This is a genomic window from Parasedimentitalea psychrophila, from assembly GCF_030285785.1.
GTDB lineage: Bacteria > Pseudomonadota > Alphaproteobacteria > Rhodobacterales > Rhodobacteraceae > Parasedimentitalea > Parasedimentitalea psychrophila.
In genome coordinates this window covers 380,316-406,088 of sequence record NZ_CP127247.1, presented here as the reverse complement: position 1 = coordinate 406,088, position 25,773 = coordinate 380,316, and the positions used below count along the sequence as shown (strand labels likewise).

Annotated in this window: 27 protein-coding genes and 2 pseudogenes; 16 read left to right on the top strand and 13 right to left on the bottom strand. The window is 55.8% G+C overall.

The window, feature by feature from the left end:
* Positions 1–8: 8 nt before the first annotated feature.
* From QPJ95_RS02020 to QPJ95_RS24410, 5 genes and pseudogenes are all read left to right on the top strand, one after another.
* Positions 9–1,721 carry a glycerol-3-phosphate dehydrogenase/oxidase gene (locus tag QPJ95_RS02020; RefSeq protein WP_270920206.1) on the top strand — a complete coding sequence of 571 codons (1,713 nt, stop codon included), beginning with the start codon at positions 9–11 and terminating at the stop codon, positions 1,719–1,721.
* An 11-nt stretch (positions 1,722–1,732) separates the two neighbouring features.
* Positions 1,733–2,575, top strand: coding sequence for a class I fructose-bisphosphate aldolase (locus QPJ95_RS02015; RefSeq protein WP_270920207.1), 843 nt, complete (start codon positions 1,733–1,735; stop codon positions 2,573–2,575).
* Positions 2,568–4,097, top strand: coding sequence for an FGGY-family carbohydrate kinase (locus QPJ95_RS02010; RefSeq protein ID WP_270920208.1), 1,530 nt, complete (start codon positions 2,568–2,570; stop codon positions 4,095–4,097). The genes QPJ95_RS02015 and QPJ95_RS02010 overlap by 8 nt, the downstream gene beginning before the upstream one ends.
* Before the next feature lie 46 nt (positions 4,098–4,143).
* Positions 4,144–5,154 (top strand): zinc-binding alcohol dehydrogenase family protein, encoded by a 1,011-nt coding sequence (locus QPJ95_RS02005; protein WP_270920209.1) that lies wholly within the window; start codon positions 4,144–4,146, stop codon positions 5,152–5,154.
* A 62-nt stretch (positions 5,155–5,216) separates the two neighbouring features.
* Positions 5,217–5,408, top strand: a pseudogene (locus tag QPJ95_RS24410) (choline dehydrogenase); the annotation flags it as partial.
* Between the two features lie 73 nt (positions 5,409–5,481).
* Here the strand turns inward: QPJ95_RS24410 and QPJ95_RS01995 are convergent.
* The 4 genes from QPJ95_RS01995 to QPJ95_RS01980 are packed head-to-tail and all read right to left on the bottom strand — an operon-like array spanning position 5,482 to position 9,180.
* A complete protein-coding gene (locus tag QPJ95_RS01995) occupies positions 5,482–6,675 on the bottom strand; it encodes a M24 family metallopeptidase (RefSeq protein ID WP_270920210.1) in 1,194 nt (397 codons plus the stop codon).
* Between the two features lie 14 nt (positions 6,676–6,689).
* On the bottom strand, positions 6,690–7,109 hold the full coding sequence (locus QPJ95_RS01990; RefSeq protein ID WP_270920211.1) for a cupin domain-containing protein: 420 nt from the start codon (positions 7,107–7,109) through the stop codon (positions 6,690–6,692).
* A gap of 12 nt (positions 7,110–7,121) precedes the next feature.
* Complete coding sequence (locus tag QPJ95_RS01985) at positions 7,122–7,970, bottom strand: phosphoenolpyruvate hydrolase family protein (protein WP_270920212.1); 849 nt, start codon at positions 7,968–7,970, stop codon at positions 7,122–7,124.
* Between the two features lie 7 nt (positions 7,971–7,977).
* A complete protein-coding gene (locus QPJ95_RS01980; RefSeq protein ID WP_270920213.1) occupies positions 7,978–9,180 on the bottom strand; it encodes a Tm-1-like ATP-binding domain-containing protein in 1,203 nt (400 codons plus the stop codon).
* A gap of 44 nt (positions 9,181–9,224) precedes the next feature.
* On the opposite strand from QPJ95_RS01980, the gene QPJ95_RS01975 reads away from it, so the two are divergent.
* The 7 genes from QPJ95_RS01975 to QPJ95_RS01945 all read left to right on the top strand — a co-directional run bounded on the left by QPJ95_RS01975 (position 9,225) and on the right by QPJ95_RS01945 (position 15,872).
* A complete protein-coding gene (locus QPJ95_RS01975; protein WP_270920214.1) occupies positions 9,225–9,914 on the top strand; it encodes a TetR/AcrR family transcriptional regulator in 690 nt (229 codons plus the stop codon).
* A gap of 316 nt (positions 9,915–10,230) precedes the next feature.
* Positions 10,231–11,541 (top strand): ABC transporter substrate-binding protein, encoded by a 1,311-nt coding sequence (locus QPJ95_RS01970; protein ID WP_270920215.1) that lies wholly within the window; start codon positions 10,231–10,233, stop codon positions 11,539–11,541.
* A 142-nt stretch (positions 11,542–11,683) separates the two neighbouring features.
* Positions 11,684–12,532, top strand: a complete 849-nt coding sequence (locus QPJ95_RS01965; RefSeq protein ID WP_270920216.1) for a carbohydrate ABC transporter permease — start codon at positions 11,684–11,686, stop codon at positions 12,530–12,532.
* A gap of 1 nt (position 12,533) precedes the next feature.
* Complete coding sequence (locus QPJ95_RS01960) at positions 12,534–13,493, top strand: carbohydrate ABC transporter permease (RefSeq protein WP_270920217.1); 960 nt, start codon at positions 12,534–12,536, stop codon at positions 13,491–13,493.
* Complete coding sequence (locus QPJ95_RS01955; RefSeq protein WP_270920218.1) at positions 13,490–13,702, top strand: hypothetical protein; 213 nt, start codon at positions 13,490–13,492, stop codon at positions 13,700–13,702. Before QPJ95_RS01960 ends, QPJ95_RS01955 begins: the two co-directional genes overlap by 4 nt.
* Positions 13,702–14,802: an ABC transporter ATP-binding protein gene (locus QPJ95_RS01950; protein WP_270920219.1), complete on the top strand. Its 1,101-nt coding sequence runs from the start codon at positions 13,702–13,704 to the stop codon at positions 14,800–14,802. The genes QPJ95_RS01955 and QPJ95_RS01950 overlap by 1 nt, the downstream gene beginning before the upstream one ends.
* A complete protein-coding gene (locus QPJ95_RS01945; protein ID WP_270920220.1) occupies positions 14,802–15,872 on the top strand; it encodes an ABC transporter ATP-binding protein in 1,071 nt (356 codons plus the stop codon). The genes QPJ95_RS01950 and QPJ95_RS01945 overlap by 1 nt, the downstream gene beginning before the upstream one ends.
* Here the strand turns inward: QPJ95_RS01945 and QPJ95_RS01940 are convergent.
* Genes QPJ95_RS01940 through QPJ95_RS01925 form a run of 4 tightly spaced genes read right to left on the bottom strand, consistent with a single transcriptional unit; the run spans position 15,869 to position 19,682 of the window.
* Positions 15,869–16,855: an NAD(P)-dependent oxidoreductase gene (locus tag QPJ95_RS01940; protein WP_270920221.1), complete on the bottom strand. Its 987-nt coding sequence runs from the start codon at positions 16,853–16,855 to the stop codon at positions 15,869–15,871. The two genes, QPJ95_RS01945 and QPJ95_RS01940, sit on opposite strands and share 4 nt — an antisense overlap.
* 9 nt (positions 16,856–16,864) lie before the next feature.
* Positions 16,865–17,563, bottom strand: coding sequence for a FadR/GntR family transcriptional regulator (locus tag QPJ95_RS01935; RefSeq protein ID WP_270920222.1), 699 nt, complete (start codon positions 17,561–17,563; stop codon positions 16,865–16,867).
* 3 nt (positions 17,564–17,566) lie between these two features.
* Positions 17,567–18,736: a mandelate racemase/muconate lactonizing enzyme family protein gene (locus QPJ95_RS01930; RefSeq protein WP_270920223.1), complete on the bottom strand. Its 1,170-nt coding sequence runs from the start codon at positions 18,734–18,736 to the stop codon at positions 17,567–17,569.
* 58 nt (positions 18,737–18,794) lie between these two features.
* On the bottom strand, positions 18,795–19,682 hold the full coding sequence (locus QPJ95_RS01925; protein WP_270920224.1) for a sugar phosphate isomerase/epimerase family protein: 888 nt from the start codon (positions 19,680–19,682) through the stop codon (positions 18,795–18,797).
* Between the two features lie 309 nt (positions 19,683–19,991).
* On the opposite strand from QPJ95_RS01925, the gene QPJ95_RS01920 reads away from it, so the two are divergent.
* Both QPJ95_RS01920 and QPJ95_RS01915 read left to right on the top strand, forming a co-directional pair.
* Positions 19,992–20,849 carry a sugar phosphate isomerase/epimerase family protein gene (locus tag QPJ95_RS01920; protein WP_270920225.1) on the top strand — a complete coding sequence of 286 codons (858 nt, stop codon included), beginning with the start codon at positions 19,992–19,994 and terminating at the stop codon, positions 20,847–20,849.
* A 67-nt stretch (positions 20,850–20,916) separates the two neighbouring features.
* Positions 20,917–21,006, top strand: a pseudogene (locus QPJ95_RS01915) (IS6 family transposase); the annotation flags it as partial.
* Positions 21,007–21,165: 159 nt separating this feature from the next.
* Here the strand turns inward: QPJ95_RS01915 and merB are convergent.
* The 5 genes from merB to QPJ95_RS01890 form a co-directional block, all read right to left on the bottom strand.
* The gene (merB, locus tag QPJ95_RS01910; RefSeq protein WP_270920226.1) at positions 21,166–21,876 is read right to left on the bottom strand and encodes an organomercurial lyase; all 711 of its coding nucleotides are present in this window, start codon (positions 21,874–21,876) and stop codon (positions 21,166–21,168) included.
* Positions 21,877–21,978: 102 nt separating this feature from the next.
* A complete protein-coding gene (merA, locus tag QPJ95_RS01905; protein ID WP_270920227.1) occupies positions 21,979–23,418 on the bottom strand; it encodes a mercury(II) reductase in 1,440 nt (479 codons plus the stop codon).
* A 72-nt stretch (positions 23,419–23,490) separates the two neighbouring features.
* Positions 23,491–23,874, bottom strand: a complete 384-nt coding sequence (merF, locus tag QPJ95_RS01900; RefSeq protein WP_270920228.1) for a mercury resistance system transport protein MerF — start codon at positions 23,872–23,874, stop codon at positions 23,491–23,493.
* A gap of 100 nt (positions 23,875–23,974) precedes the next feature.
* The gene (locus QPJ95_RS01895) at positions 23,975–24,280 is read right to left on the bottom strand and encodes a heavy-metal-associated domain-containing protein (protein WP_270920229.1); all 306 of its coding nucleotides are present in this window, start codon (positions 24,278–24,280) and stop codon (positions 23,975–23,977) included.
* Positions 24,281–24,292: 12 nt separating this feature from the next.
* A complete protein-coding gene (locus QPJ95_RS01890; protein ID WP_270920230.1) occupies positions 24,293–24,697 on the bottom strand; it encodes a mercuric transporter MerT family protein in 405 nt (134 codons plus the stop codon).
* A gap of 72 nt (positions 24,698–24,769) precedes the next feature.
* Here QPJ95_RS01890 and QPJ95_RS01885 point away from each other — a divergent pair, with 72 nt between their 5' ends.
* Positions 24,770–25,210, top strand: a complete 441-nt coding sequence (locus tag QPJ95_RS01885) for a MerR family transcriptional regulator (RefSeq protein ID WP_270920231.1) — start codon at positions 24,770–24,772, stop codon at positions 25,208–25,210.
* 36 nt (positions 25,211–25,246) lie between these two features.
* Positions 25,247–25,651 (top strand): hypothetical protein, encoded by a 405-nt coding sequence (locus QPJ95_RS01880; RefSeq protein WP_270920232.1) that lies wholly within the window; start codon positions 25,247–25,249, stop codon positions 25,649–25,651.
* The last annotated feature ends 122 nt before the right edge of the window (positions 25,652–25,773 follow it).

Sequence of the window (25,773 nt, the reverse complement as noted above, 5' to 3'; positions counted from 1 at the left end):
GTAGAAATATGCCTAACGACAGAGACCAGAGATTTTCCAGAATTGCCGATAACGGTGCCTTCGACGTGATCGTCGTTGGCGGCGGTATCAATGGCATCGGAGTATTTCGCGAACTTTCCCTGCAGGGGTTGCGGGTATTACTGGTCGAACAGAACGATTATTGCTCCGGCTGCAGCGCCGCCCCATCCAGAATGATCCACGGCGGATTGCGCTATCTGGAAAATGGTGAATTCTCACTGGTGCGCGAGTCCTTGCAGGAGCGGGACGCGTTATTGCAAAACGCCCCCCATATGGTGCGGCCGCTGCCCACAACAGTACCGATCCGCTCAGTGTTTTCCGGCGTCATGAACAGCGTCGCAAATTTCCTGAATTTGCGCACCCAGCCAGCCGAACGCGGGGCGTTGATGATCAAGGCTGGCCTGACGCTGTATGACTGGGTGACGCGCCGTCGCCGTGTACTTCCGACCCATGATTTCCAGGGACCTCGCAAAACACGCAAGCAATGGCCGCAGCTGCGCAAGGACACGCGGTTTACGGCCACCTATTATGACGCCTGGATCAGCCATCCCGAGCGGCTGGGCCTTGAATTGCTGGAGGACAGCGAGGCGGCCAATCCGGATTCTATTGCATTGAATTATGTCTGCCTGACGGCGAACGACGATACGACACTGACTCTGAAAGACACTGAATCCGGCGCCATCTGGCCGGTTTCTACCAAGGCCATTGTCAACGCCACCGGCGCCTGGGTGGATGTAACCGCCGCGCAGCTTCCGGGGCAGTATGACGCCTTAAAGCCAATGGTTGAGGGCACCAAAGGCTCGCACCTGATGATCGATAGTCCCGAGTTGAGAGATGCTTTGGGCGGGCATATGATTTTCTATGAGAACTCCGACGGGCGGGTTTGCATCCTATTTCCCTATCTGTCGAACGTGCTGGTCGGGGCGACGGATATCCGGGTTGCTGCCCCCGGTAGAACACGCTGCGAGGATGAGGAAACATCTTACATCCTGCAGTCGTTGGGCGGTGTGTTTCCGGATATCTCTGTCACCCCTTCGCAAATCGTTTTCAGCTACAGCGGCATCCGACCGCTGCCCAAAAGCGATCAGGAATTCACCGGGCGGATCTCGCGCGGGCATTTTGTCAAAAGGCTGGATGGACCGGTTCCGCAGTTCTGCATGGTCGGTGGCAAATGGACGACGTTCCGTGCTTTTGCCGAGCAGACCACGGATGATGTGTTGCATGAGCTTGGCAGGTCCCGTGTTTGCCACACGTTGAGCATGCCGATCGGTGGTGGTCGGGACTATCCAGAAGACACGCTCAGTTGGGTTGCCGAGACCTGCGCCAAGTTCGGTGTATCGCCGAAACGCGCCCGCCATGTGCTGGATCTCTATGGCAGCAATGCGCACTTGGTTCTGACGGCATGCGAAGAGTTCCCAGAGGACTCCGATTTAGTGCCCAATTGCGCATACTCGGTTGCAGAAATTACCTATCTGATCCGGTCGGAGCGCATAGTTCACCTTGCGGACATTATTCTGCGCCGTACCAGCCTGGCGATCACGGGGCAGGTGTCTTCTGACATTATCTCACGCGTTGCAGCGATTGCCGCCAAATGTCTGGGTTGGGATGCGGCGCGCCAGAACAAAGAAACAGCCTCTCTGATTTCAGAGCTGGGCGAGTATCACGGCGTTTGTCCGCAAACGCTGGCAAACCGATCAAAATGAAGGAACAGACAATGCGTATCAGCACCAAGGCCCGGATGAACCGGATGTTCACCAATGGGGGCTGCCTGGATGTCGCCATTGATCACGGGGTCTGCAACGAGCCCAGCTTTTTGGTTGGGCTGGAGGATATGGGCAGTGTTGTGAATACGCTGGTCGATGCCCGTCCGGATGCGATCCAGATGGCATATGGTCAGGCTGACCTGCTGCAAGATCGGCCTGAGAAAGACAAACCGGCGCTGGTGATGCGCATCGACATGGGCAATCCTTATAACGATCAGCGCCACCGGGTGATGTGGTCTCTGCTGCAAAATGCGGACGAGCCGATCATCGGTGCGCTTGAAATGGATGCGGCAGCAGTGGTGGTGAACCTGTTCATGTTGCCGGACGAGCCCGAGTTGTTCCGCCAATGCGTCGAGAACATCTCAAAGGTGCGGGCTGCCTGCCTCAAATACGGTATGCCGCTGATGATCGAACCGCTGGTGATGCTGCCCAATGATGTTCGCGGTGGTTATCAGGTCGACGGCAATGCCGACAAGATCGTCACATTGACGCGGCTGGCCAGTGAAATGGGGGCTGACATCATCAAGGCGGACCCAACCGAACATGCCGAGGACTTTCACCGCGTGGTCGAGGCCGCACGGGTGCCGGTTCTGGTGCGGGGCGGCGGCAAAGAAGACCTGAAAACCGTGCTGACCAAATCCGCCGCATTAATCGGCCAAGGGGCCAAGGGCATGGTCTATGGCCGCAACATCTATCAGCATGATAACCCAAAAGCTGTGGTCGCCGCGCTGATGGCGATGATCCACAAGGGGGCGTCAGGCGAAGAAGCCTGGGAGATTTATCAAAATGCCTGATCGACAAAAGTATCTTCTGGGACTGGATGCAGGCAACACGGTGATCAAGGCGGTTCTGTTTGACCTTCACGGTCAGCAGGTCGCCACTTCGGCGCTGGATGGGCAATCTGAAACCCCGGCACCTGGCCATGTTGAGCGCAGCCTGCGTGAGCTGTGGCGCAATGCGGCGACAGTGATCCGCGACTGCCTGGACAAAGCGGGCATTGCGGCGGAGCAGATCGCTGCCATTGGCTGCGCGGGACATGGCAATGGGCTCTATTTGCTGGACAAGGCCGGCGCACCGCTGTTGGCCGTGCAATCGCTGGACAGCCGGGCGGCCGATATTTCGGCGGAACTGGCCGCCGGGGAAAATGGTCGCGCCTTGCACGCGATCTGCCTGCAAAAACCCTGGCCGTCGCAAACACCCAGCCTTCTGGCTTGGGTCAAACGCCACCAGCCTGAGATTTACAGTCAGATCGGTACGGTTTTTCTGTGCAAGGATTTCATCACCTTTCAGCTGACCGGCCGCCGCGTCTCGGATCTGTCGGACATGTCCGGCTGCGGTCTGCTGAGAATGCCCGATCTGACCTATGACGACGGGCTTTTGGCACGGTACGGGCTGACTGACGCCAAATCCATGTTGCCCGATCTGGTGCGCCCCGACGAAGTTGTGGGTGGTATCAGCGAACAGGCGGCGGCAGAAACGGGGCTTGCAGCCGGAACCCCGGTTGTCGGTGGTTTGTTTGACGTTGTGGCCAGCGCCCTTGGCTCGGGAGTTGTCGAAAACGGCCAGGCCAGTATCATTGCTGGCACCTGGAGCATCAATCAGGTACTGTCCGAAGCCCCTGTGAGTGACGAGAGTGTTTTTATGGTCGCAGGCTTTGCCGCAGACCGGTTCATCAATATCGAAGCCAGTGCGACCTCGGCGGCCAATCTGGAATGGTATGCCCGTGAGTTGGTCGAGCGGGACATTCACCATGACGATCCCTTTGGCCATTGCAACGCATTGGTCGCCTCGGTCACACCGGCGGCGGACGACCCGTTTTACCATCCGTATCTTTATGGATCAGGCCAGGGTGCTGACCATCGCGCGGGCTATTACGGCATAGCTGGGTGGCACGGCGAGGGCCATTTGTTGCGGGCCTTGTTCGAAGGTGTGGCCTTTGAGCACAAACGCCATATCGACGTACTGGGGCAAGCCGGTGTGCGCTTTGACCGGGCCATTCTGTCGGGCGGAGGGTCCCGCAGCCCAATTTGGCCACAGATGTTTGCCGACATTTTGGGCATCCCGGTGACGGTCGCCAAGGCGCAGGAAACTGGGGCATTGGGCGCGGCCATCGCCGCCGGTATCGGTGCTGGGCTGTTCGTTGATTACGACGGTGCAGTAGGGCAAATGACCGCATCAGACCGGCACTACGCACCGGACACTGCGATGTCGGAACACTATCGGGAACGCTATTTAGCTTTCACCGATCTGGCCACGGCCATGGCCCCGTTCTGGGCTCGCCTAAATGCGGCGCGCGGTCTGACTTCTTCCAAATGACTGCCAAACCAAATGCGGAAATACCGCAAAATCAGAAAGATATGACATGAAAGCTGTTGGCTTTACCCATTCACTGCCCATCGACGACCCGCAAAGCCTGTTTGACGTGGATCTGCCTGATCCGCAGCCATTGGCGCAGGATCTGCTGGTCGAGATCGAGGCGATTTCAATCAACCCTGCCGATGCCAAGCGCCGCCTTCGCACCGCTGTTGATCAACCGCATCCAGAACCATTTCTGGTCGGCTATGACGCGGTTGGTATCGTCCGTGAGCTTGGGGCTGACGTGTCCGGGTTTAGTGTGGGCGACCGGGTCTGGTACGCTGGCGACGCCAACCGTCCGGGCTCTTATGCAACGCTGCAATGCGTCGACGCACGCATCGCCAGCTTGGCCCCAAAATCGGTTGCACCAGAAGCGGCAGCTGCCATGCCACTCACCTCTCTCACTGCTTGGGAGATGTTGTTTGACCGGCTTTGCGTGTCCACGGGTGCGGCAGAGGGCAGCCTGCTGGTCATCGGCGGGGCTGGTGGTGTCGGGTCGATTACCACCCAATTGGCGCGTCAATTGACTGGGCTGACGGTGATTGCCACGGCCTCGCGCCCGGAAACCGAGGCCTGGTGCCGCAAAATGGGAGCCCATGAGGTGGTGAACCACCGTGATCTGATCGCCAGTACCCGTGCCACCGGCCATGAACATGTGGACTACATCACTCAATATGCCGATACTGCCCAGCATTGGGATGCCATGTGCGAGTTGGTCGCGCCGCAGGGTCGGATCGGCACCATCGTTGAAACCGACGAGAAGCTGGACATCTCAAAACTGCAGGGCAAGTCGGTTGGCTTGATGTGGGAACTGATGTTCACGCGATCTCTTTTTGGGACTTCTGATATGGCCGAACAGGGCAAAATTCTGGCGCGAGTTGCTGCGATGATTGACAATGGTCAGTTGGTCACCACCCAAACACAGGTTTTGAACGGGCTGTCAGCAGATGTCGTGAAGCAGGCGCATAAGATTATCGAGACTGGTGCAATGATCGGCAAACTTGTCATCAAATACTGACCCCATACTCCCCATCAAAGACTGAGACGCAGGCGCAGCCTCTTGATGGGGAGACTGTCCATATTATCATTAGAGCAGGCACCGCAGGCTGCGTTTTGGCCAACCAGAAGAATGAAGATCCCAAGACCCGGGTGCTGCTACAGGAGGCGACTGGACCTGACAATTACCCCTGGGTGTATATCCCAATGGAATACCATTATTGCATTGGCAATCCACGCAGGGACGGGATGATGAAGACCGCGCCTGAACCGGGCTGAGAATTCCCAGCCATGCCGGACAGAAACCCGTCTCGGTCTACGCCTCCGCCTAACAGCAGCCTTTTTCGCGTTATTCTGTCACGTTCCATCCCCGGCCTTCAGTGCCAAACATTTCGTAGCCATGAGTGGTCACTGCCAAAGTATCTTCCAGCTTTAGAAAACCGCGTTTTGGGTGGAGCATTGTTGTTTCAATGGACAGCACCATCCCAGCCTCCAGAGGATTATCCGCATCGATCCCGTCGTAGGCCACTGGATGGTTGGTCATTAGGAACGGTGCTTCGTGGCTGATCAGGCCCATGCCATGCGCAAAAAAATCCGTGCAAGCTGCATTTGGTTGCTGAGCAAGCACATTTTGCCCGCGTTCAATTAGATCTTTGCCCAAGGTTCCGGCGGCAACTTTGGAGAATGCGGCCTGTTGCACGATTTCGATTTCCTCCAGCAAATCCTTCAATTCGTTGTCTGGCTCTCCGAGCACACCCATACGGCAGATATCACCAATATACCCCTTCAGATTGCCACCGGAGTCGATCGACAGGATCTCGCCTTTGGCCCATTTTTGGGAGGAGGCGGCGCGGTTGTGACTGGTGCCAAGTGTCAACAGGCAATACTCGAAATTAAGCCCGCGGTTGGTTTCTTCCCGGCGCAGTCGCTCAATTATATCAAACTTTGTGTCACCCTCATGCGACCCCAAAATTGTCGTCTGCATCGCGTCGGTGATGTGGTTCGAAGCCTGCCGCAACAGGTCAAGCTCGGCGGCGGATTTGACGGCGCGCAGACGTTCCAGAACGCCGGTCGCATCGCAAATCGCGGCATCCGGTATCGCGCTGGTCAGAGCGACGTGAGAGTCGGACGGAAGAAAAGCAGGTTCAATGCCAATCCGCGGCTTGCTGATGCCAATCTTGGCCAGATGGGCCAGCGCCATTTGCATGGAATCGACGCTTCCCCAAGCCACGGGATGGAAATTGGGGACCCAGAACGGGTGGTTCTCATGCTCGCCACTCTCCATCTTGTTGGCGACATAGGTGGTTTTGTCAGCGTCTCCCCTCACATAGATGAAAATAGGCAGGTAACGGCTGTGGCCGATCGCATCCATGGCTGCGAAAAAAATGAATTTGTAGCCACCCAGCAGATATTGGACATTGTGTTTTGAGGTGGCGAGCAGCACGTCGAGACCGGCAGCTTCCATCAATGCGTCAAGTTTTTCAAAGCTGTAGGGCAGGGCGTCCGGCGTGGCTGCTGGGGGCGTGTGCATTGTTGTCTCCATTAATACGTGAGGGCCTAAAGGTCAGCGGCTGGGATCAGATGAAAATCGGGGAGTTCGCGCAGCGCCAATTCTGGTCCGGCCGGGGAATAGACAACAAAAATTTCCATCGCCTCTTCGCCGGTGTTCAGGGTGGAGTGAAAGCGGCTTTCGGGAATGAATATGCTGCATCCCGGCCCGACCTGCCGGGTGACCGGCTTGCCTGCCTCGTCTTCGACCATTTGTTCACCCTTCCCTTTGATGATGAAGATGAGTTCTTCGGCGCCCGGATGGTTGTGACGGGTGTGCCCCTGACCTGGCGGCACAAACACAACACCCGCAGAAAGATGTTTGGCACCATTCACCTCGGGCCCAACTGTGAGGGCCAGCCGCCCCCAGTCAAAGCCAAAGTTATCAACGTCATTGGGATATACAAATATACGGTCCATATTGCTCATGGCGGGGGCCTCCTAAATGGAATTGTTGGGGGTGAATTGCAGCGATTTAAACGTCTCGATCTGCTTTCGAATGGCGGTCTCGGCTGGCAGCCGTTCCGCTGAACTGGCCCCGTAAAACCCGTGGCAGCGATCACAGTTCTGCAGGATGAAAGCGGCATCGTCTGGCATTGAAATCGGGCCGCCGTGGCATAGGACAATCACGTCGTTGCGAACTGAACGGGCCGCGGAGGCAATGGCGTCAATCTCACCAACACAATCGTCCAGTGATTTTGCCGATGTGGCGCCAATGGCTCCGCCCGTGGTGACCCCCATGTGGGCCACAATGATATCTGCGCCGGCCTGTGTCATGGCACCGGCTTCTTCCGGGTTGAATACATAGGGCGTTGTCAGCAGGTCAATCTGATGCGCCTGAGCGATCATATCGACCTCAAGACCGTATCCCATACCGGTTTCCTCGAAGCTTTGCCGCATGGCGCCGTCAAACAGACCAATGGTTGGAAAGTTCTGGACGCCGGAAAAGCCCATTGATTTCAGCTCGTTTAGAAATTGCGGCATCAGGATAAAGGGATCGGTGCCGTTCACCCCAGCCAGAACCGGAGTGTTTTTGACCACCGGCAAAACTTCAACCGCCATCTCTTTGACGATTTCATTGGCATTTCCATAGGCCAGTAGCCCGGCCGCAGACCCACGCCCGGCCATGCGGTAGCGTCCTGAATTGTAGATGATGATGAGATCGATCCCGCCGGCCTCTTCGGATTTAGCGGAAAGTCCGGTGCCGGCACCGCCGCCAATTATCGGGCGGCGTTGTTCGACCATTGCCTGAAGCTTGTTTAGAATTATGGTTCTTGCTATCGCGGGCATGGGGTTCTCAATCCTGGTTGATTTCGAGAAAGGCGTTGGCTGCGGCAGCCGAGAACGCCGGGTCATTGATGTGGTGGGGCAGAAAGATCAGTTTTCGGTTTTCAGTTTGGTGAATTCGGGACTTCAGGGCCTCAAACAGCGCGGTATCAGCCGCAGGGTCCCAAAAGTCGCCACCCTCGATGTCGAGCGCCGATATGCCTTTTTCAGGGATCAGAAACCGGACCGGTCCTTCGCAAGCATTCAGCTTGTCAGCGATCCAATGGCCCAGTTCGGCACATTCTGCAGGGGTGGTCCGCATCAGGGTGACATTCGGGTTGTGGTGGTAAAACCAGCGGTCCTTGAACTTTTCCGGCACTGAGCCGGGAGCCCAGAAATTCACCATATCCAGAGCGCCAACAGAGCCGACATAGGGCAGCCCCGTTTTTGCGACAATATCCAGGCGATCCGCATTTGCAGGGAGCACGCCGCCAAAAAGCAAGTCGGCAATTTCGGTGGTGGTGATATCCAGCAGCCCATCCAAGAGACCATCGGCCAACAGCCGTTCCATGGCCCGGCCACCAGTGCCTGTGGCGTGAAAGACAAGGCAATCGAACTGGTCGGCAAGCCGGTCCGTTATCCCGGTGACCGAAGGGGTTGTGACGCCAAACATGCTTAGGCCAACGGCCTTTTTTGCGTTTGTTACAGCCAGGTATGGGGATTTGACCATGCCAATCAACGCCTGAGCTGCATTGTGCAGAATGGCGCGGCTGATTTGGTTTAGGCCTGCAATATCGGTGATCGAGGGAAACATGTTGATATCAGAGATATCGACATAGGGGGCGACGTCGCCCGAGGCGAGAGTCGAGACCATCACTTTGGGCACCCCGTAAGGAAGTTCACGCATACCGGAGGTAACAATCGAGGTGCCACCGCCACCGCCGATGCCAATGATCCCTGCTATGTCTTTGGAATGATCCCGGCAATAAACGGCGAAGGCCGCACCCATGGCCGCAACGGCTGTGCCCCGATCCTGGTTCTGCAGGACTGCGTCAGCACCATTGCGATGATGGCGGGCGATCTCAACATTTGAAACATCAACCGGTATCGTCGGCTCTTGGGTTCCAAGGTGGAGGCAGAGAACATCGGGGAATTCAGCAGCGATAAGGGCTCGCAGATACGCGAGTTCGTCGCCTTTCGTATCCGCTGTGCCTACCAAGTAAATGCATGACATTACGCGATCCCCTTTGGTCCAGTTGGCTCCGGCAGTCTTGGTGAGTGAAATATCTTGATCTTGTTTTGGGACTCGAGTACCATAATGAGATGATAGTACCAAGCAAAAAACTCACCGAGCCCGACGCCGTCACCAAAGGGCCGCGTGCGCGAACGCGCCGCCTGATGGTGATGACGGCCAGTCAAATGATGCAACGGGGCGGTTCGCCTTCCGTCAGTGAAGTGGCTGAAGTCGCGGAGGTTTCGCGTTCGACCGCCTATCGGTATTTTCCGACGCAATCTGCCATGGTCCAGGCCGTCGTTGTTGAGGCGCTTGGTCCGATACTGAGTTGGGAGCCCAGCAAGACAGATCCGGAAGAATTGATCGCGTCGCTTTTCGAATCTTCGTTTCCCCGCATTCTGGCCAACGAAGCAATCTTCAGGGCAGCGCTGCGCCAGTCTCTGGAGGCAGGGGGCGACGCTCTGCAAGATGGCGAGGATGGTTCGTTTGGCAGGGGGCATCGGGTCGATTTGTTGATGCGGGCGCTGTCTGGTCTGGCTGATGTGCTTTCGGATGCTCAAAGGACTCGGCTGGCTCAGGCTCTGTCCTTGGCCTTCGGGATCGAAAGTGCAGTCGTCCTTAAGGATATCTGGGGTTTGAACAACGGCGGCGTTCAGTCTGTGACGCTCTGGGCTGCGCGCGCCATGATCCGGGCCGCGCTTGCGGAGATTTCTGAAAATGACGTCGTGCGATGAAAACCTTTTCATCTGAAAATTGGTCCGGCCAGATGGGGGCTTCGATGCGCGACCTGCCTGGAGGGGCGGGACGGTCCTTTCTCGGTGAATGTATAATTTACTCATAAAATACCCTTATTCTGCGATTTTTATGACTTGAAATACGATAAGTGGCAAGGGGAAATAGGAAACAAACGCTTGACAGATTGGTTCATCTGGTAATACCAATTTTGCAAGAAGAAAGTTCGACGGCCGACACGGAAAACGAAACCGGAAAAGGGAAGATGCTGGCCCGAAATAAAAGGAAAATGAATTCGTATCTGGGAGGAAATCTACGATGAAAACCAATTTCAAAAACTTGATGGCGGGCGCCGCTATTTGCGCAATGTCATCAACGTCACTCGCGGCCGAAGAGCTCGTGATATTTTGGGCAGAATGGGATCCGGCGAACTTTCTGCAGGAACTCGTGAATGAATACGAAGAAGTATCGGGTGTAGAAGTTATCGTTGAAACGACACCCTGGTCCGATTTTCAAACCAAGGCCTTTACCGAGTTCAACGCGCGCGGTGATGCTTACGACATGATTGTTGGTGACAGTCAGTGGTTGGGCGCGGCCTCAACCGGCGGCCATTATGTTGACCTGACCGGGTTCTTTACGGAGCACAATCTGGCGGAAGTCATGGCGCCTGCAACCGTCAAATATTATGCCGAATATCCCGGCAATTCCGGCTCCTACTGGGCTGTGCCTGCTGAAGGTGACGCGGTGGGATGGTCCTACCGGAAAGACTGGTTCGAAGATCCAGCCGAAATGGCGGCCTTCAACGAAAAATACGGCTACGATCTGGCACCGCCCGCGACCTGGGCTGAGTTGCTCGATATCGCCGAGTTTTTCCATCGCCCGGACGAAGATCGCTACGGCGTCGCGATCTACACAGACAACTCGTATGACGCGATGGTCATGGGCGTTGAGAACGCGATCTTCTCTTATGGGGCTGATTTAGGCGATTTTGAAACCTATGAAGTCGATGGCTACATCAACTCCCCGGCGGCTGTTCAGGCGCTGGAAGACTATAAGCGGCTCTATGGCTATACCCCTCCGGGCTGGGCTAAGACGTTCTTTGTCGAGAACAATCAGGCGATCACTGAAGGTCTGACTGCGATGTCGATGAACTACTTCGCTTTCTTCCCGGCCTTGCTGAACGAAGCAACCAACCCGCATGCAGCCAACACCGGCTTCTTTGCCAACCCGGCTGGTCCGACTGGGGCACAGTTTGCGGCACTCGGCGGCCAGGGCATCTCGGTGGTGAGCTACTCTGACAAGCAAGAAGAATCGATGAAGTTCCTTGAGTGGTTCATCAGCGATGACGTTCAGAAGCGCTGGGCCGAACTGGGTGGATATACGGCTCATGCCAAGACCCTGTCGTCAGATGAATTCCGCAACGCTACGCCGTATAACGAAGCCTTTTACCAGACCATGTTCAAGGTCAAAGACTTCTGGGCCGTGCCTGAGTTCGCCGAGCTGCTGACCTCTGCCAACCAGCGTCTGTATCCGTTCATCGTTGGTAATGAGGGGACTGCGCAAGAGACAATGGACGCACTTGCCGCTGACTGGGAAGCAACGTTCAAAAAATATGGTCGTACGGAATAATCCGGACTTCCAATTACCAGTGAAAGGGGCGGCAATTCGCCCCTTTCATGCACCAAACGTCAGCAAAGTTCTGGAGCTAAACAAAGTGACACTATCAGTCATCGCTCGGCTTGATCCGGGCTCGCGCGCGGCAAAGAGGGGAATGAGCGACCTTGCGATCCGCAATTTGTTCATCATTCCGACGATCACCTTTCTGATCGTGTTCAACATTTTTCCGCTGCTCTATTCGTTGGGGTATTCCTTCACGGATTTCAGAGCCTCGACCAACGCCCCCGCGAAATTTGTCGGCTTGGACAATTACAAGTTTCTGCTGAACGACGAGTTCATCTGGCGCAATTTCACCATCACTGCGAAGTACGTGATTATCTCGGTCAGCGGACAGGTGATTGTCGGTTTTGGCATGGCAATGCTGCTTAATCGCGACATTCCCTTGAAAGGATTGATCACCACGCTTTTGATGCTGCCGATGATGTTGTCGATGGCCGTCGTCGGCCTGTTCTGGAAACTTCTCTATGATCCGTCTTTTGGCATCATCAATTACGGCTTGGGGCTGGGGAAATTCGAATGGCTCGCCGATCCTGATGTTGCGCTCTATGCCGTTGCCCTGACGGACATCTGGATGTGGTCACCCTTTGTGATGCTGCTGTCGCTGGCGGGCCTGTCGGCGGTGCCAAAGCACCTGTATGAGGCCGCTGAAATCGACCGCGCAGGCAGCTTTTACACTTTCACGCGCATTACGCTGCCACTGGTCGCGCCGATCCTGATGATCGCGATCATTTTCCGAACCATGGAGGCCTTCAAGACGTTTGATCTGGCCTATATCCTGTCGAGCCAGCCAACGACCGAGTTGATTGCGATCCGGCTGTACAAAATGGCGTTCCTGGAGTGGCAGACGGGTCAGTCCTCAGCTTTTGCCTACATCGTTCTGATCATGGTGGTTGCGATTACCAATCTCTACGTCAAGTACTTGAATAAAGTGAAGGAACGCTGAGATGGCTGGAATTCGTACTCGCCGGGAAGTGTTCTTTAACCGCGCGGCAATTGCCGGTGTTATGGTCGCCTTGTTTATAATGCTGGTGCCGATCTACTGGATTGCGTCCACGGCTTTTAAACCACGCAATCTGGCCACCACTATCCCGCCAACAGTGTTGTTTACGCCCGAAGTCTCACCCTTTGTGAAACTGTTTACCAAACGGTCGCAACTGCGCGATCCGGTGTCCCAAGAGATCTATGATGCGGCCCCCTGGTGGGAGCAGATGGTATTTGACGGCGGCCAAAAGGTCGTGCGCTCAAACAAAGGCGTGGTTCGGCGCTCGGGCTATGGCCAACGCTTTGTCAATTCGTTGATCATCGCAATCACCTCGACGTTCCTGGCGGTATCTATGGGCACGCTGACGGCCTATGGGTTCTCAAGGTTCAAAGTAAAAGGGGAGGATGATTGGCTGTTCTTCATTCTCTCGACCCGAATGCTGCCACCTGTAGTGGTGGCGATCCCGATGTTCCTGATGTACCGGCTGGTCGGTTTGCACGACACTCACGTTGGGCTGATCATTCTCTACACGGCGTTCAACTTGTCGTTTTCGGTCTGGCTGATGAAAGGTTTCATAGACGAGATCCCGCGGGAATATGAGGAAGCGGCGCTTGTTGATGGCTATACTCGGATGCAGGCGTTCTTCAAAATTGTTCTGCCCGAGGCGATGACCGGCATCGCGGCCACGGCGGTGTTTTGCTTTATCACCGCGTGGAATGAGTATGCCTTTGCGTTGATCATGACCAACCGGAGGGCGCAGACAGCGCCGCCATTTATTCCTAGCCAAGTTGGTTCGGGACTGCCGGACTGGACGGTGATTGCTGCCGGAACCTTCCTGTTCCTGCTACCGGTCGCCATCTTTACATTCCTGCTGCGGAACCACCTGCTGCGCGGCATGTCTTTTGGAGCAATTCGCAAATGACCTTTCGAGAGTTGAACCAAAGGTTCTTGGCCCCGGCCGCGCAAAGCCTGATGATCTTTGGTATCATCGCGCTTTGCCAGCCCTGGATCCAGTTTCTCCACCGCTATGGGCTGACGCTGATCATTGTGGGGCTGGTGTCTTTCATGATCACCTCCAAGATCGCACCCGAGCCTGAGATCATCGAAGATATCGAAGAGGACGTCATCTGATGGCTCAAATCGAGTTGAAAAACGTTCAGAAATTCTTTGGCCCTGTGCAGGTGATCAAGGACATGGACCTGACCATCAATGACGGCGAATTTGTCGTTATGTTGGGGCAGTCCGGTTGCGGCAAAACCACCACGCTTCGGGCGATTGCCGGCCTGGAAACTGTCACCTCTGGAGAGATCTTCATTGATGGCGTTGCGGTTCACGAAAAGAAGGCAGCCGACCGGGATATCGCTTTTGTTTTTCAGTCGTTCTCGCTCTATCCACATATGAACGTCTACGAAAACATCGCCTTTCCGTTAAGGGCGGTGGGCATGAGCAACGCCGAACGTGACAAGGCGGTAAAGGAAGTCGCTGAAATCCTGCAGATCACGGCCCTTTTGGATCGGCGGCCGTCGGCGCTGGCGGGCGGTGATATGCAGCGGGTTGCAATTGGCCGTGCACTGGTGCGTCGGCCCAAGGCCTTGCTGATGGACGAACCGATTGGTGCGCTTGATGCCAAGCTGCGCGAAGAAATGCGGTCTGAAATCAAGCGGCTGCACATTTCGCGCGGCTCGACCAGTGTTTACGTGACCCATGATCAGATTGAGGCCATGTCACTGGCAGACCGGATTGTCATTATGCATGACGGCCTGTTGCAGCAAATTGGCGCCCCGGATGAGGTCTATCTGAAGCCAGCCAATCTATTTGTGGCCGAGTTTGTCGGCAGCCCAGTGATGAATGTCGCGGATGTGGTGCTTGAAACCTCGGGCGGGCAAACCCAGGTGCGGCTTGGGCGCGGTGACACCGGCTTTCACTTCCCGGCAGGCTTGACCAACCACCTGAGAGAGACCGGCGCAGATATAGCGCTGGGCATCCGCCCCGAAGCGGTCTCGTTGCAGCACGATGCTAGGGACGGTTATATTCCGGTGGAGACGACAAATATTGAGCCCCTTGGGTCGCATGACATCGTTGATGTCAGGCTGGGTGACACCTTTCTGCGGGCCCGGACCGAAAGTGGATTTGTGTCTGGGGAAGGGCAACAAGTCTGGGTGAATATTGATCCAGCGCAGGCACATTTCTTTGACCGCTCAAGCGGACTTGCGCTGAGGGGGCAAAACTGATGGCCAATCTTGAATTAAGAGGGGTTTCGAAGGATTTTGGCGCCAACAAGGCGCTTCGATCACTGGATCTTCGGATTGAGGACGGTGAATTTTTTGTACTTTTGGGCCAGACGGGGGCGGGTAAAACCACAGCTCTCCGGGTGTTTGCCGGTCTGGAAAAGCCGAACGATGGTCAGGTTCTGATTGATGGCGAAGATGTCGCCAACTGGACGGTGGCAGAACGCGATGTGGCATTGGTTTTGCAGCAATACTCGCTTTACCCACGCCTGACTGTGCGCGGAAATCTTGAGTTCCCGCTGCGCTCAAAAATTCGTGGATTGAACGATGCGGAAATTGCTGATCGGGTTGAAAAAGTGGCGAAAACCCTGCAGATCACCGCGCTGCTGGATCGAAAGGTCGAACGGCTTTCCGGCGGGGAAATGCAGCGTGTTTCGATCGGCCGCGCCATTGTCCGTGAGCCAAGGGTCTTCTTGATGGATGAGCCTTTGTCGGCGCTTGATGCCAAGCTTCGCGAGACGCTGCGAGTGGAGCTGAAGAAGCTTCACAATAACCTTGGGGCAACCTTTCTGTACGTGACCCATGATCAGGTCGAGGCGATGTCGATGGGGGACAAGATCGGCGTGCTGAACAAAGGCAAGCTGGTACAGGTCGGCACCCCCTCCGAAGTCTATAATAACCCGTGCAACACATTTGTTGCGCGGTCTGTTGGCACGCCGCCGATGAACCTGGTCAAAGGCGCATTGGATGGCAGTACGGCAGTCATGGACGCAAATGGTTTTTGCTTACCGGTGCAAGCCAGAAATGCGACTGAGGGGAAAGACCTGCTGTTTGGTGTCCGGCCGGAAAACCTGGTCATCGAAAGCGGCGCGCCGGTCGAGGCCAAGGTCTTTGATATCGAAGACCATGGTGTGATCAAGATCCTGACAATCGAAGTTGGGGCGAATAAACTGCACGCAACTGTGTCAGCTCAAATGAAAGTGTCCCTGGACGAAACTGTTCGGTTTGGCTGGAAAGCAGACAAGGTCTTGCTGTTTGATCAGGCGACAGGGCGAAACCTGGCTGCCAGTTAGTCCAGATTGAAACGAGACCGATAGTTTGAAACTGCCGAGGGATTGATCAGGTTTTTCGGCAGGATGCCATCGACAATACGACGAACTTCAGCCACCACACCGGCCCCCATCCGGTACATGCTTTCCTCAGTAATCCCTGCCATATGTGGGGTCAGAATGACGTTGGGCTGCGAGAAAATGGGGTGGTCTGGGGGCAAGGGCTGCCCGGAAAACACATCCAGAGCCGCACCAGCCAATTTGCCTGCTTGCAGCGCCCCTATGACCGCATCTTCATCAATCACCGGGCCACGGGATACATTCACCAAAATGGCCCCTGTCTTCATGCGGTCAATCGCCTGCCGGTCAATCACGCCTCTGGTCTGGTCGTTGAGCGGGCAGCAAAGGGCCAGAATGTCCGAGTTACGCAACAGATCGTCGAACGAGACCGCGCGGATGTTGGTGGGTAGTTTGGCGGGCGTGCGCGTGTGTGAAATCACCTTCATGCCAAACCCCAATTGGGCCATCCGGTGCAGGGCCTGGCCGACGTTTCCCATGCCAAGGATGCCAAGTGTTCGGCCACTCATTTCACGGCCGCTATTGGAATGTTGACGGCCTGCCTCCCAGCCGTTCTGACGCAGGTCAGAATTCACCCGCGGATATTGGCGCAGAAGGGCCAGGCTGGAAAAGATCACATGTTCAGCCACGGTGACAGAGTTGGCACCAGGCACGTTTGCCACCAGCACACCAGCCTGCGTTGCGCTATCGACCGGGATCATGTCCAGACCCGCACCGTGGCGCACAAGGGCCCGCAAGCCAGTCTCGCGTCGCAGGATTTCGGGATCAATAGGCGCGCGCACAATGATGATTTCCGCGCCCGCGCTTTCGCCGTAAATAGCACTCGGAGTAGGCGCGCTGGCAATGCGAAGCTCACCGATTTCCTGCAGATCGCTGGCGACATCCGGGTGCAAGTTATGGGTCGAAAAAATCAGCGGTGAAAAAACCATTTCAACTCCTTACTGGGACGCGTCCCCGTCTTTGTCTTCCAAGAGTTCGGACCAATAACTCATAGCGCCCCGTAGGTGTGAATTCATCAGCGCCTGCGCAAGCGAGGCATCCCGGCGCAAAAGGGCTTCGAAAATCTGCTGGTGCTCTTTGTGGGACTGCTGGTTCCTGTCGTCTTTTTGAAAGTAGAAAGAAGAACGATGCTGACTCAACTCATAAAAGGACGTACAAATCGAGTAGAATACCGAGTTTTGCGTAGCGCGAACGATCTCCAGGTGGAAATCGTGATCGAGCTGAGCCAAGTCCAAGCCGTTTGAAATACGCTCTTCTGATGCGGCCAGGATTTCGCGCAGCCGGTCATAGTTTTCCTCGGTTGCGCGCTCCGCCGCCAGTTCCGCGGCTTTGATCTCATGGATCTTACGCACTTCAACGGCTTCGTAAATCTGCCAGGGTTCCAAGGGAATTCCAGCGCGGGCGTAAAACGCCATGGTTTCGATGCCAGATTGATCAGGGTTGACGTAAATGCCCGATTTGGCCCGACGATCAATGATATGCATAGACTCCAAAATCGCCAGGGCTTCCCGGACCTGGCCGCGGCTGACTGCAAAATGATCGGCCAGCTCCCGTTCCGATGGCGCCTTGCCACCCTTGGATTTGGCAGAGGCTATGACATAAGACGCAAGCCTAGGTAGAAGCTGGTTTTCCTGCATTTTTCACTCAGTTATTGCGTAGGTGCTGATTACTTTTTCATTTACGGTAAGACCAAGGCCCGGGGCCTCGGGGACTTCGATTTTGCCGTCTTTGACCACGATCTCTTCTTCTGCAAGGTCATGTATCATGGGATTTGCTCCAAGCGAAAACTCAACCGTGAAACTTGCAGGCGACGCCGCACAGATGTGTAAGCCGGCAAAGAAACAAGGAGCCCCTGCCCAAAGATGCGGCGCCAATTTCAGGTTAAAAGCGCTCGCCAAGTTTCCTATGCGCATCGCCTCAGTAATGCCACCACAAAAGGCGGGATCCGGTTGGAATATGTCAGCTGCCCGCAACACCGCAAGATCGCGGAATGCATAACGCGTCGCCTCGGACTCTCCAGCAGCTATCGGAATGTGGGTCGCTGCACGCAACTCTGCCATGCCGGCTTTGTCGTCAGCAATGACGGGCTCTTCAAACCAGGCCAAATCGCAATCTCTGACCTGATAAGCAAACCGTTTGGCCTCTGCCACTGTGTAGGTGCCATGGGCATCGACCATCAGGTCGACATTCGGCCCGAGTGCGGAACGCGCGGCTTTGACTCTGGCTGCAGAAACGCAAGAGGCGCCATCCATTGCACCTACTCTCATTTTCACGGCCCCAAATCCGCCTTTTTCGATGTAGGATTTCAACTGGTCACCAATGTTGTCCTCATCCGCCCAGCCCCCCGAAGCATAAGCGGGCAGACGGTCGGATTTGCGCCCGCCCAAGAGCTTCCAAACGGGCTGTCCCTGCGATTTTCCCAGGATGTCCCAAAGGGCAATGTCGATGGCGCTGATGGCGGCTACAGTCAGGCCGCGGCGTGCCAATTCAGGCATTGCCTGCCCGGCCGCAGCAGCTTTTTCGCTGCGAACACCATTATAGAGATCTTCCCAAATATAGGTCACATCTGCTGGATCACGGCCAATCAATGTGGGGCCGAACTCGTGGTTGAGCAGGTGAACCAATGTGCTGTAGCGGCCGGCACTGCCCGCTGCGTTTTTACCTTCGCCCCAACCCACAAGCCCGTCGTCGGTTTCAATTCTTAAGATGGCAGCGTCAAAGCTGCGCAACCGACCAAAATCGCTAACGTGCTGCTTGTCCATCGCGATAGGAATTTGAACCCACCAAGCTTTTACCGATTTGATTCTCATGACTTTTCCTTAATCCCCCGACACGCTAAGGAATTGCGCAACGGGGGCAGGGTGCAGATTACTTCATCAACGGGAGAAGGGTTTCAGCTGTAATCCGCATCTGGTCTGCATAAAACTCTTCAGCCAACAGGCTGGAGCCATGGTCTTCGATGAATTTCAGCTGCTCGGGAGAAATGTCGACCGGATTGGTTTCGATCATCTCCGGATAGGGTGCAGCAGGGGTCCGGTCCACGGGGGCGACAAATTCGTTGGTCAGCGCCCCGTCATAGCCCACTTCTTTTAGGGTGCCGACAATTTTGGCCCAGTTGAGATGGCCAAGGCCGGCGGCAAACCGGTTGTTGTCCGCCACGTGAAAATCAAACAACTTGTCACCAGCCAGACGAATGGCATCGTAAATGTCGTCTTCCTCGATATTCAGATGGAACGCGTCAAGGCAGACGCCACAGTCTGGTCCAACCGCCTCGGCCAAGGCCAGGGCCTGGGCGCAGCGGTTGAAGAAATAAGTCTCGAAACGGTTTAACGGTTCAATTGCGATTTTCACGCCGCGGGCTTGGGCATGGGCATAACATTCCTTGGTTGCCTCAACCACCCAACCCCATTCTTCATCCGGATTGCCATCGGGCGTGACCTTGCCAACAGTGGCAGGCACCAAGGTGATGATTTCACCTTCCAACTCCGACACCATTGTGATCACGCTTTTTACATAATCCACAGAACGGGCCCGCTGGCCTTCGTCCTTGGCGGCCAGATTCCTGTCCCCCAGCGTCAGCGTCACAGCCCCCCAGCAGCGCATGCCGGTGTCCTTCAACAGAGCGCGGGTTTCACCGATGTCATATTGATCGGGTTCGCCGGAAATTTCGATGCTCTCGTAGCCAAATTTCTTGATCCGCCGTACGGTGGTCTCCAGCGGTTCGGCCCGCATCCAGTTATGTGTTGATAAGTGCATTTCTGCCCTCCCATGGGATATCTGTCCGCGTGGCACCGGCGCAGAACCGGATGCACGCCAAATTCTCTAATTGCCAATCTGGTTGGACCAGATTGCGACATATCCAATGTCAGGTCAAGTGGCGATAATAGGAGATAATACGTGAAAATTCTCTCGTACTTGCTGAAAAATCGAAAAACATATGACCGAGTGACCCGGAAATTTGCCAGTCTCCAGACTAATGCATTGACTGATCTGGCATTTTTGGTATTACCAGATGGCGGGTAGCTTTCCATGCACCGGCGTTGCATTCCAACTGAGAGAGCAAAAATGAAGATCGGCATGTGCATGTTCCTCTGGACGACCAACATCGGTCTGGAGCACGAGGCTCTGCTTTGCGAGATCAGGGAGGCCGGGTTTGACGGGGTTGAAATTCCGGTGTTTGAGGGCCGACCGAGCGACTATGCTGAAACGGGTAAAATGCTTGACCGGATTGGCCTGGAACGCACCGCTGTGACAGCAATCAGCGACCCGCAAAAAAACCTGATATCCGGCGATGCAGATGCACGTGCTGCAGGTGTGGACTACATGCGTTGGGCGATTATGTGTTCACGGGCAATGGGCGCAAATAAACTGAGCGGGCCGCTGCATTCTACACTTGGACATTTTTCTGGAGAGGGACCCACAGGTGATGAATTCAGTCGCTCAATCGACGCGCAACGGCGCATAGGCGATTGCGCCGAAGCCTTTGAAGTCACGATTTGTCTGGAAGCGCTGAACCGGTTTGAGTGTTATTTTCTCAACACAATGGCGGCGCTTTCAGCCCATATTCGCGAGATTGATCACCCTAGAATTCGAGCGATGTATGATACGTTTCATGCGAACATTGAAGAAGCAGACCCAATTGCTGCCTTCACCCAGAACGCTGACTTGGTCGAACACATCCACATTTCAGAAAACGACCGTGGCGTGCCGGGACGCGGCAATATTCCGTGGGACGACACATTCGCTGCTATTGCTCAAAGCGGCTACGATGGCTGGCTGACCATCGAAAGTTTCGGAAGAGGCCTTCCCGACTTAGCAGCCGCCACCAAAGTCTGGCGCGATTTTGCTGAGAGCCCGGAGGCCGTTTACAGAAATGGCTACATGCATATTCGCCGTGGCATGGCCAAAGCAGGCCTGTCCTGATGATCTCCATGGAGCTGGCAGAAAAAACTTTGTGGCGGCGGGCAAAATGGGTCCATAGCCTGCAAGCCTGACAAAACTCAGTCCGGTCCACTATTTCAGGACGACGCCTGAAATCATCCGCCTGGCGGTGAGGATATACCTTAGATTTCCGTTGTCCCGCGGTTATGTTGCACAAATCGGTTGATGGCCGCACTTGCCCTGTCGCTGGACGGAGTTGGGCTATTGCATCTGTCTTGGCTAGGCCAAGAGCCGTGAAAAAATCGAAGCCAGACATACGGACATGCAACTCTGCAAGATGCTAAACTAGAGTCGTGATTCAGGTATCGCTCACGCCCAGAAATGGCCGGAAGATAGCTGCTCCCAGCTGGACAGCCTGAGAGAGAGACAGGTCAAACCCGCGTACGACCGGCTTTTGTGTCTCGCGCCACACGGCCAGATGTTTGGGCGAGCAGAAAACAAGCATGGTTTGACACTGGGTGTCGGCGGCGCAGCCTGCAATGTCCACAACCCCGGCCCAAAGCCGCGCCGTTGCTGGCCATGCCGCTTGAATTGTCAGCCCGTCAGCGCGGATCGACACGTCGATTTTACCATTGCAAATGGGACACTGACATTGAACTCGCGACGCCAGTGCCGACATGGCGGCGACTCCCAAGGCATCAATTGCACAGACTGCACTGTTTGTTACTGCATCAACGGTAACGGCATGTGTGGTCGCTATGGTCGAGAATGGATAGGCCGACGTGATCTGCCCATTTTTGACAACGATCAAGTCTCTGGATTGCAGGTCTTCAAGTATTGCCGGCTCTAAGCTGGCAATTTTCGGTGGCGCTGCAGATCTCAGGTAAGATCTCAAGATCTCCTTATGAGTATCACGCGCATTGGGGCTTATTGCATCCCAGCGCTTTCGCATTCGCCAATCCTGCAACAATTGCGGAATGGCCTCGGCAACTTGAGTGTCACTCACGGCAGACCAGTCGATTCTTGCCAGGGAGTTGGCGGCACTTTGGGCTTCAATGCTATTCTTCAATTCTCTGCTGTCCTTTTTGATTGAGAGGGAGGGTTTGCGGATCGCGAAGTTTACGCGACACTTTGCCAAGCCTGCGATACATTCTCCTTGCCAGTCATGTCATTACCCGGCGCAGCAGCTGAGTTTGGCCACATCCATATCAAAGGTCTGCGCCGCCAGTTTCAGCCCCTCTACCGTGGTCAAATAGGGAAAGAGGGTCTCGCCCAGTGCCTTGGTGGTCATGCCGAACTTCAGGGCCATGGCCAGCGTCTGGATACTATCCGAGCCTTCGGGGGCCATGATCTGGCCGCCGAGCAGCCTGTCGGTTTTGCGATCCGCCACCAGCTTGATCAGCCCGCGTGTATCCCGTGCGGCCAAGGCGCGCGGCACCTGATCCAGTGGCACAATCGAGGTTTTGACGTCAAAGCCCGCCTCTTTTGCCGCCCCCTCGTTGAGCCCAACCCCGGCGACCTGCGGGTCGCTGAACACCACCCAGGGCATTGCGGCGTTTTCATAGCGTCCGGTGCCCTCCAGTACCGCGTTCTGTGCGGCCAGCTTGGCACCATATGCGGCCATATAGACAAACTGATCCCGGTTGGTGACATCGCCAGCGGCATAGATGCCGGGGGCCGAGGTTTGCATGTCCTCGCCAATGACAATTGCGCCGCGCGGGTCCAGCGTGACCCCTGCCTCTGGCAGCCGCATGTCTTTGGTATTGGCCCGCCGACCAGCGGCCACCACCAGCTTTTCGGCGGTGATTTCAACAATTTCGCCCCGCCGTTCAATGCTGAGGGTGACAGATCCGGCATTGCCCGAAACCGCGTGGTAAGACAGGCCGTCCAGAACGGTTATGCCTTCGGCTGCAAAGGCATCAGCCAGCGCCTGTGAGACTTCCGGTTCGGCCTCAGGCAACAGGCGTGAGCGGGTGACCAGCGTCACCTCGACCCCAAGCCGGGCCATCAGCTGCGCCAGTTCAACCCCGACGTAGCCGCCACCGATAAAAATTAGGCTTTTTGGTTTCTCAGGCAGCTCCAGCAGAGAGGTGCTGTCGAGCACGGGCACATCTTCAATGCCCTGGATCGCAGGGGTCATCGAATGGCTGCCGGTGGCGACCACAATCCGCTCCGCCCTGATCAGCCGGTCGCCAACTTGAACGCCGCCTTCGGCCAGCTGCGCCGCGCCCTGTTCGATGTAGTCGATACCTTGGTATGACGGCAGCAGGTCAGAGTATTTCTTTTGCCGCAGCGCATCCACCAAGCCATCCTTGGCGGCCACAACGGCTGACCAGTCGACACTGTGCTTGCAGGGGGTGATGCCGGGGAACCGGGCAGCCGAGGCGCCGCCGTGCACCGCTTCGGCGACGCGGATCATCGCCTTGGATGGCACGCAGCCGACGTTGACACAGGTGCCTCCAATGGTGCCATGACCAACAAGGGCCACACGTTTGCCAGCATTGGCTGCGGTAATCGAAGCCGAGAACCCGGCCGATCCTGCACCGATCACGATCAGATCGTAGCTGCCGCTGCCGTCCTCGCAACACTCATTCATACTGTTACCTTCCATAGTAATTGCCGCGCTTAGCTTGTTTGAAAATCAGATAGGCGATGGCCCCAACTGCCGGGAGCGGCGAGGCCATCATGTTTTGCTCCTGTCAGATCCGCGGGGGGTGCCACTGCGCGACAGCCAGAACCCGTAAAATGCGACAGATAAAATCGCCCCGATGGACAGACGGAACGCATAGTGGAACTGCAACAAGAACAGCAGCGCCGACAGCCCGACAACCGAGACCATGATCCAGCGACGCGGGTTGCTGCCTGGTTGTCCGGCCCGGAGCCAAAGGGCCTGTGCGGTGATGCCAAGCGACGCAAAGAATAGCGGAAACAGCGCGTAATCCAGCCAACCGATTATGGCCGAAAGGCCGACCCCGGCCACCACCACCACCAATAGAGGGGTAAGACAGCACAACATGGCAATCGCGCTCCCGATCAACCCGGTTCGCAACATGGTCTTGTCGTTCATTTTTACCTCCAAATTCAGTGCCGCCACAGCCGCTGCTGCTATCGAATCCAGGTGGGGTGTTTTGACCAGAGACCGGTCCCGGCTGTCAGGACCCAGCGGCTCAAGACTCGGGCGGGTTTTGCAGAACCCGTCCCGGATAGCCGAACTGTTCTGACGCACTGGCGATTTCAGCCAATGTGGTTATCTCGGTGTCATAGGTCAGCTCGAATACCACACTCTGTGCCGCATCGTCGTAAACCCCATCGACAATCACCACCAAGTCGACAGCCGATACCGCCTGGGCCGCGATATAGGGGCACGAGGGACAGGTCAGTTCGGAAACCTCAATCGTTGCCTGTCTCTGTTCAGCCAGCGCACCGCCGGCAAAGCAGGCGGCCATTAGTGTTGGAATAAGCAGATTTTTCATCAGTGTTCTCGCTCAAAAGCTCAGGATGTAGGGGGTGATGTAGGGGAAAATCATGGCAATCAAAGTCACCACCACGGCAGCCCACAGGCAGGCCTTCATGACCCGCTTGTTCACCGGATGGGCGCAGGCATTGCCAGCGCAGTCACCACCGGCGGGGCGATAGGCTTGCCAAAAGCCCCAACCGATAAAGACACTGGCACTGGAAAACATGTACCATTTATAGGCGTAAAGCGCCGTCAACTGCGCGATCCACAGACCGCCCACACCCATGCTGACCAGAACCAGGGGCAGAATGCAGCAGGAGGTCATGGCCAGCGCGCCAAACAGGCTGGCCGCCGTGGCGATACGGTCGCTTCGGGCAGACCCTTCCTTCATAATGACATTTGTTGCGTCGCTTGCCGATATGTTTTCTGACATTCGAATCATCCTTGTCCGCGTCACATCTCCACCTTACGGTCTGTAGGTGGTACAGAGACAAGGAGCCTCGCCATGAGTGACAATCACAAGACAGTGAAGACCGTCCGGCGCTCGGATCTTGCCCGCCTGACCGGGTGCAACCTGGAAACCATACGGTATTACGAGAATATTGGGGTGATGCCTGAACCGCCGCGAAACGCCAAAAACTATCGCTGCTATGATGAAAGCCACATTGCCCGTCTGAGTTTCGTGATGCGGGCCCGTGATCTGGGTTTCACGCTCGAGGAAGTTCGCGATTTGTTGGCTCTGGTCGATGGCGGCATGCAGACCTGCGCCGAAGTCCAGGCCCTTGCGTCGCGCCACCTGGAGAGCATTGGCGCAAAAATTGCCGATCTGCGCCGCATTCAAATGGTGTTGTCAGAAACCGTCGCGCAATGTTCAGGAGAAGACGTGCCTGACTGCGCGGTGATTGACGCCCTGACACAGTCAGATTGCAAGTTGCACACCGCCTAAAGCCACAGTCTGTAGCCTGGTCGAGATAACTCAAACGTGAGCGGGAACAGAGACATTCTTATTGCGCTTGGCTCTGAGAATTTACAGATTGCCGGTATGGCTCTGATTCTGCGTCTTCTGTGTGTGGTGGTGTCCTTCGCATTTATTGCGGGGACAACTGCGCATGGGTTAGCGGCCGCAAAGATGGAGCTCGGCATGCTGAATAGCGACATGATTGCCGACAGCTCAGGTGAAGACTGTAGTGAATGCTTTTCTGATGAGAATTCCGCTAGTAGCTGCGAGCTGAGTTGCCATTCTCCTGTCTCTTTTCTGAGTGCTGAAAATACTATTGATGCTAGCGGATCCGCCAAGCGTATAGTCAAGAAAACGTCTGATCGCTTAGAGGCTGGTATAGTCTTGGGGCTCGATCCGTCGCCTCCACGAACCATCATCCTGATCTAATGAGGCCGCCACTCTGTTGAGTGGCCGGCCACAGCAACGCTTGGGTGTTCTGCTTTCGCAGACCTGCATCCCAAGGTCCGACTGGCTTCCATCAGGATGACTTACGATGACAAACCGGATCC

Coding starts and splice junctions, on each gene's coding strand:
- QPJ95_RS02020 (WP_270920206.1), top strand. CDS start 9: ATGCCTAACGACAGAGACCAGAGATTTTCCAGAATTGCCGATAACGGT.
- QPJ95_RS02015 (WP_270920207.1), top strand. CDS start 1,733: ATGCGTATCAGCACCAAGGCCCGGATGAACCGGATGTTCACCAATGGG.
- QPJ95_RS02010 (WP_270920208.1), top strand. CDS start 2,568: ATGCCTGATCGACAAAAGTATCTTCTGGGACTGGATGCAGGCAACACG.
- QPJ95_RS02005 (WP_270920209.1), top strand. CDS start 4,144: ATGAAAGCTGTTGGCTTTACCCATTCACTGCCCATCGACGACCCGCAA.
- QPJ95_RS01995 (WP_270920210.1), bottom strand. CDS start 6,675: ATGGAGACAACAATGCACACGCCCCCAGCAGCCACGCCGGACGCCCTG.
- QPJ95_RS01990 (WP_270920211.1), bottom strand. CDS start 7,109: ATGAGCAATATGGACCGTATATTTGTATATCCCAATGACGTTGATAAC.
- QPJ95_RS01985 (WP_270920212.1), bottom strand. CDS start 7,970: ATGCCCGCGATAGCAAGAACCATAATTCTAAACAAGCTTCAGGCAATG.
- QPJ95_RS01980 (WP_270920213.1), bottom strand. CDS start 9,180: ATGTCATGCATTTACTTGGTAGGCACAGCGGATACGAAAGGCGACGAA.
- QPJ95_RS01970 (WP_270920215.1), top strand. CDS start 10,231: ATGAAAACCAATTTCAAAAACTTGATGGCGGGCGCCGCTATTTGCGCA.
- QPJ95_RS01965 (WP_270920216.1), top strand. CDS start 11,684: ATGAGCGACCTTGCGATCCGCAATTTGTTCATCATTCCGACGATCACC.
- QPJ95_RS01960 (WP_270920217.1), top strand. CDS start 12,534: ATGGCTGGAATTCGTACTCGCCGGGAAGTGTTCTTTAACCGCGCGGCA.
- QPJ95_RS01955 (WP_270920218.1), top strand. CDS start 13,490: ATGACCTTTCGAGAGTTGAACCAAAGGTTCTTGGCCCCGGCCGCGCAA.
- QPJ95_RS01950 (WP_270920219.1), top strand. CDS start 13,702: ATGGCTCAAATCGAGTTGAAAAACGTTCAGAAATTCTTTGGCCCTGTG.
- QPJ95_RS01945 (WP_270920220.1), top strand. CDS start 14,802: ATGGCCAATCTTGAATTAAGAGGGGTTTCGAAGGATTTTGGCGCCAAC.
- QPJ95_RS01940 (WP_270920221.1), bottom strand. CDS start 16,855: ATGGTTTTTTCACCGCTGATTTTTTCGACCCATAACTTGCACCCGGAT.
- QPJ95_RS01935 (WP_270920222.1), bottom strand. CDS start 17,563: ATGCAGGAAAACCAGCTTCTACCTAGGCTTGCGTCTTATGTCATAGCC.
- QPJ95_RS01930 (WP_270920223.1), bottom strand. CDS start 18,736: ATGAGAATCAAATCGGTAAAAGCTTGGTGGGTTCAAATTCCTATCGCG.
- QPJ95_RS01925 (WP_270920224.1), bottom strand. CDS start 19,682: ATGCACTTATCAACACATAACTGGATGCGGGCCGAACCGCTGGAGACC.
- QPJ95_RS01920 (WP_270920225.1), top strand. CDS start 19,992: ATGAAGATCGGCATGTGCATGTTCCTCTGGACGACCAACATCGGTCTG.
- merA (WP_270920227.1), bottom strand. CDS start 23,418: ATGGAAGGTAACAGTATGAATGAGTGTTGCGAGGACGGCAGCGGCAGC.
- merF (WP_270920228.1), bottom strand. CDS start 23,874: ATGAACGACAAGACCATGTTGCGAACCGGGTTGATCGGGAGCGCGATT.
- QPJ95_RS01895 (WP_270920229.1), bottom strand. CDS start 24,280: ATGAAAAATCTGCTTATTCCAACACTAATGGCCGCCTGCTTTGCCGGC.
- QPJ95_RS01890 (WP_270920230.1), bottom strand. CDS start 24,697: ATGTCAGAAAACATATCGGCAAGCGACGCAACAAATGTCATTATGAAG.
- QPJ95_RS01885 (WP_270920231.1), top strand. CDS start 24,770: ATGAGTGACAATCACAAGACAGTGAAGACCGTCCGGCGCTCGGATCTT.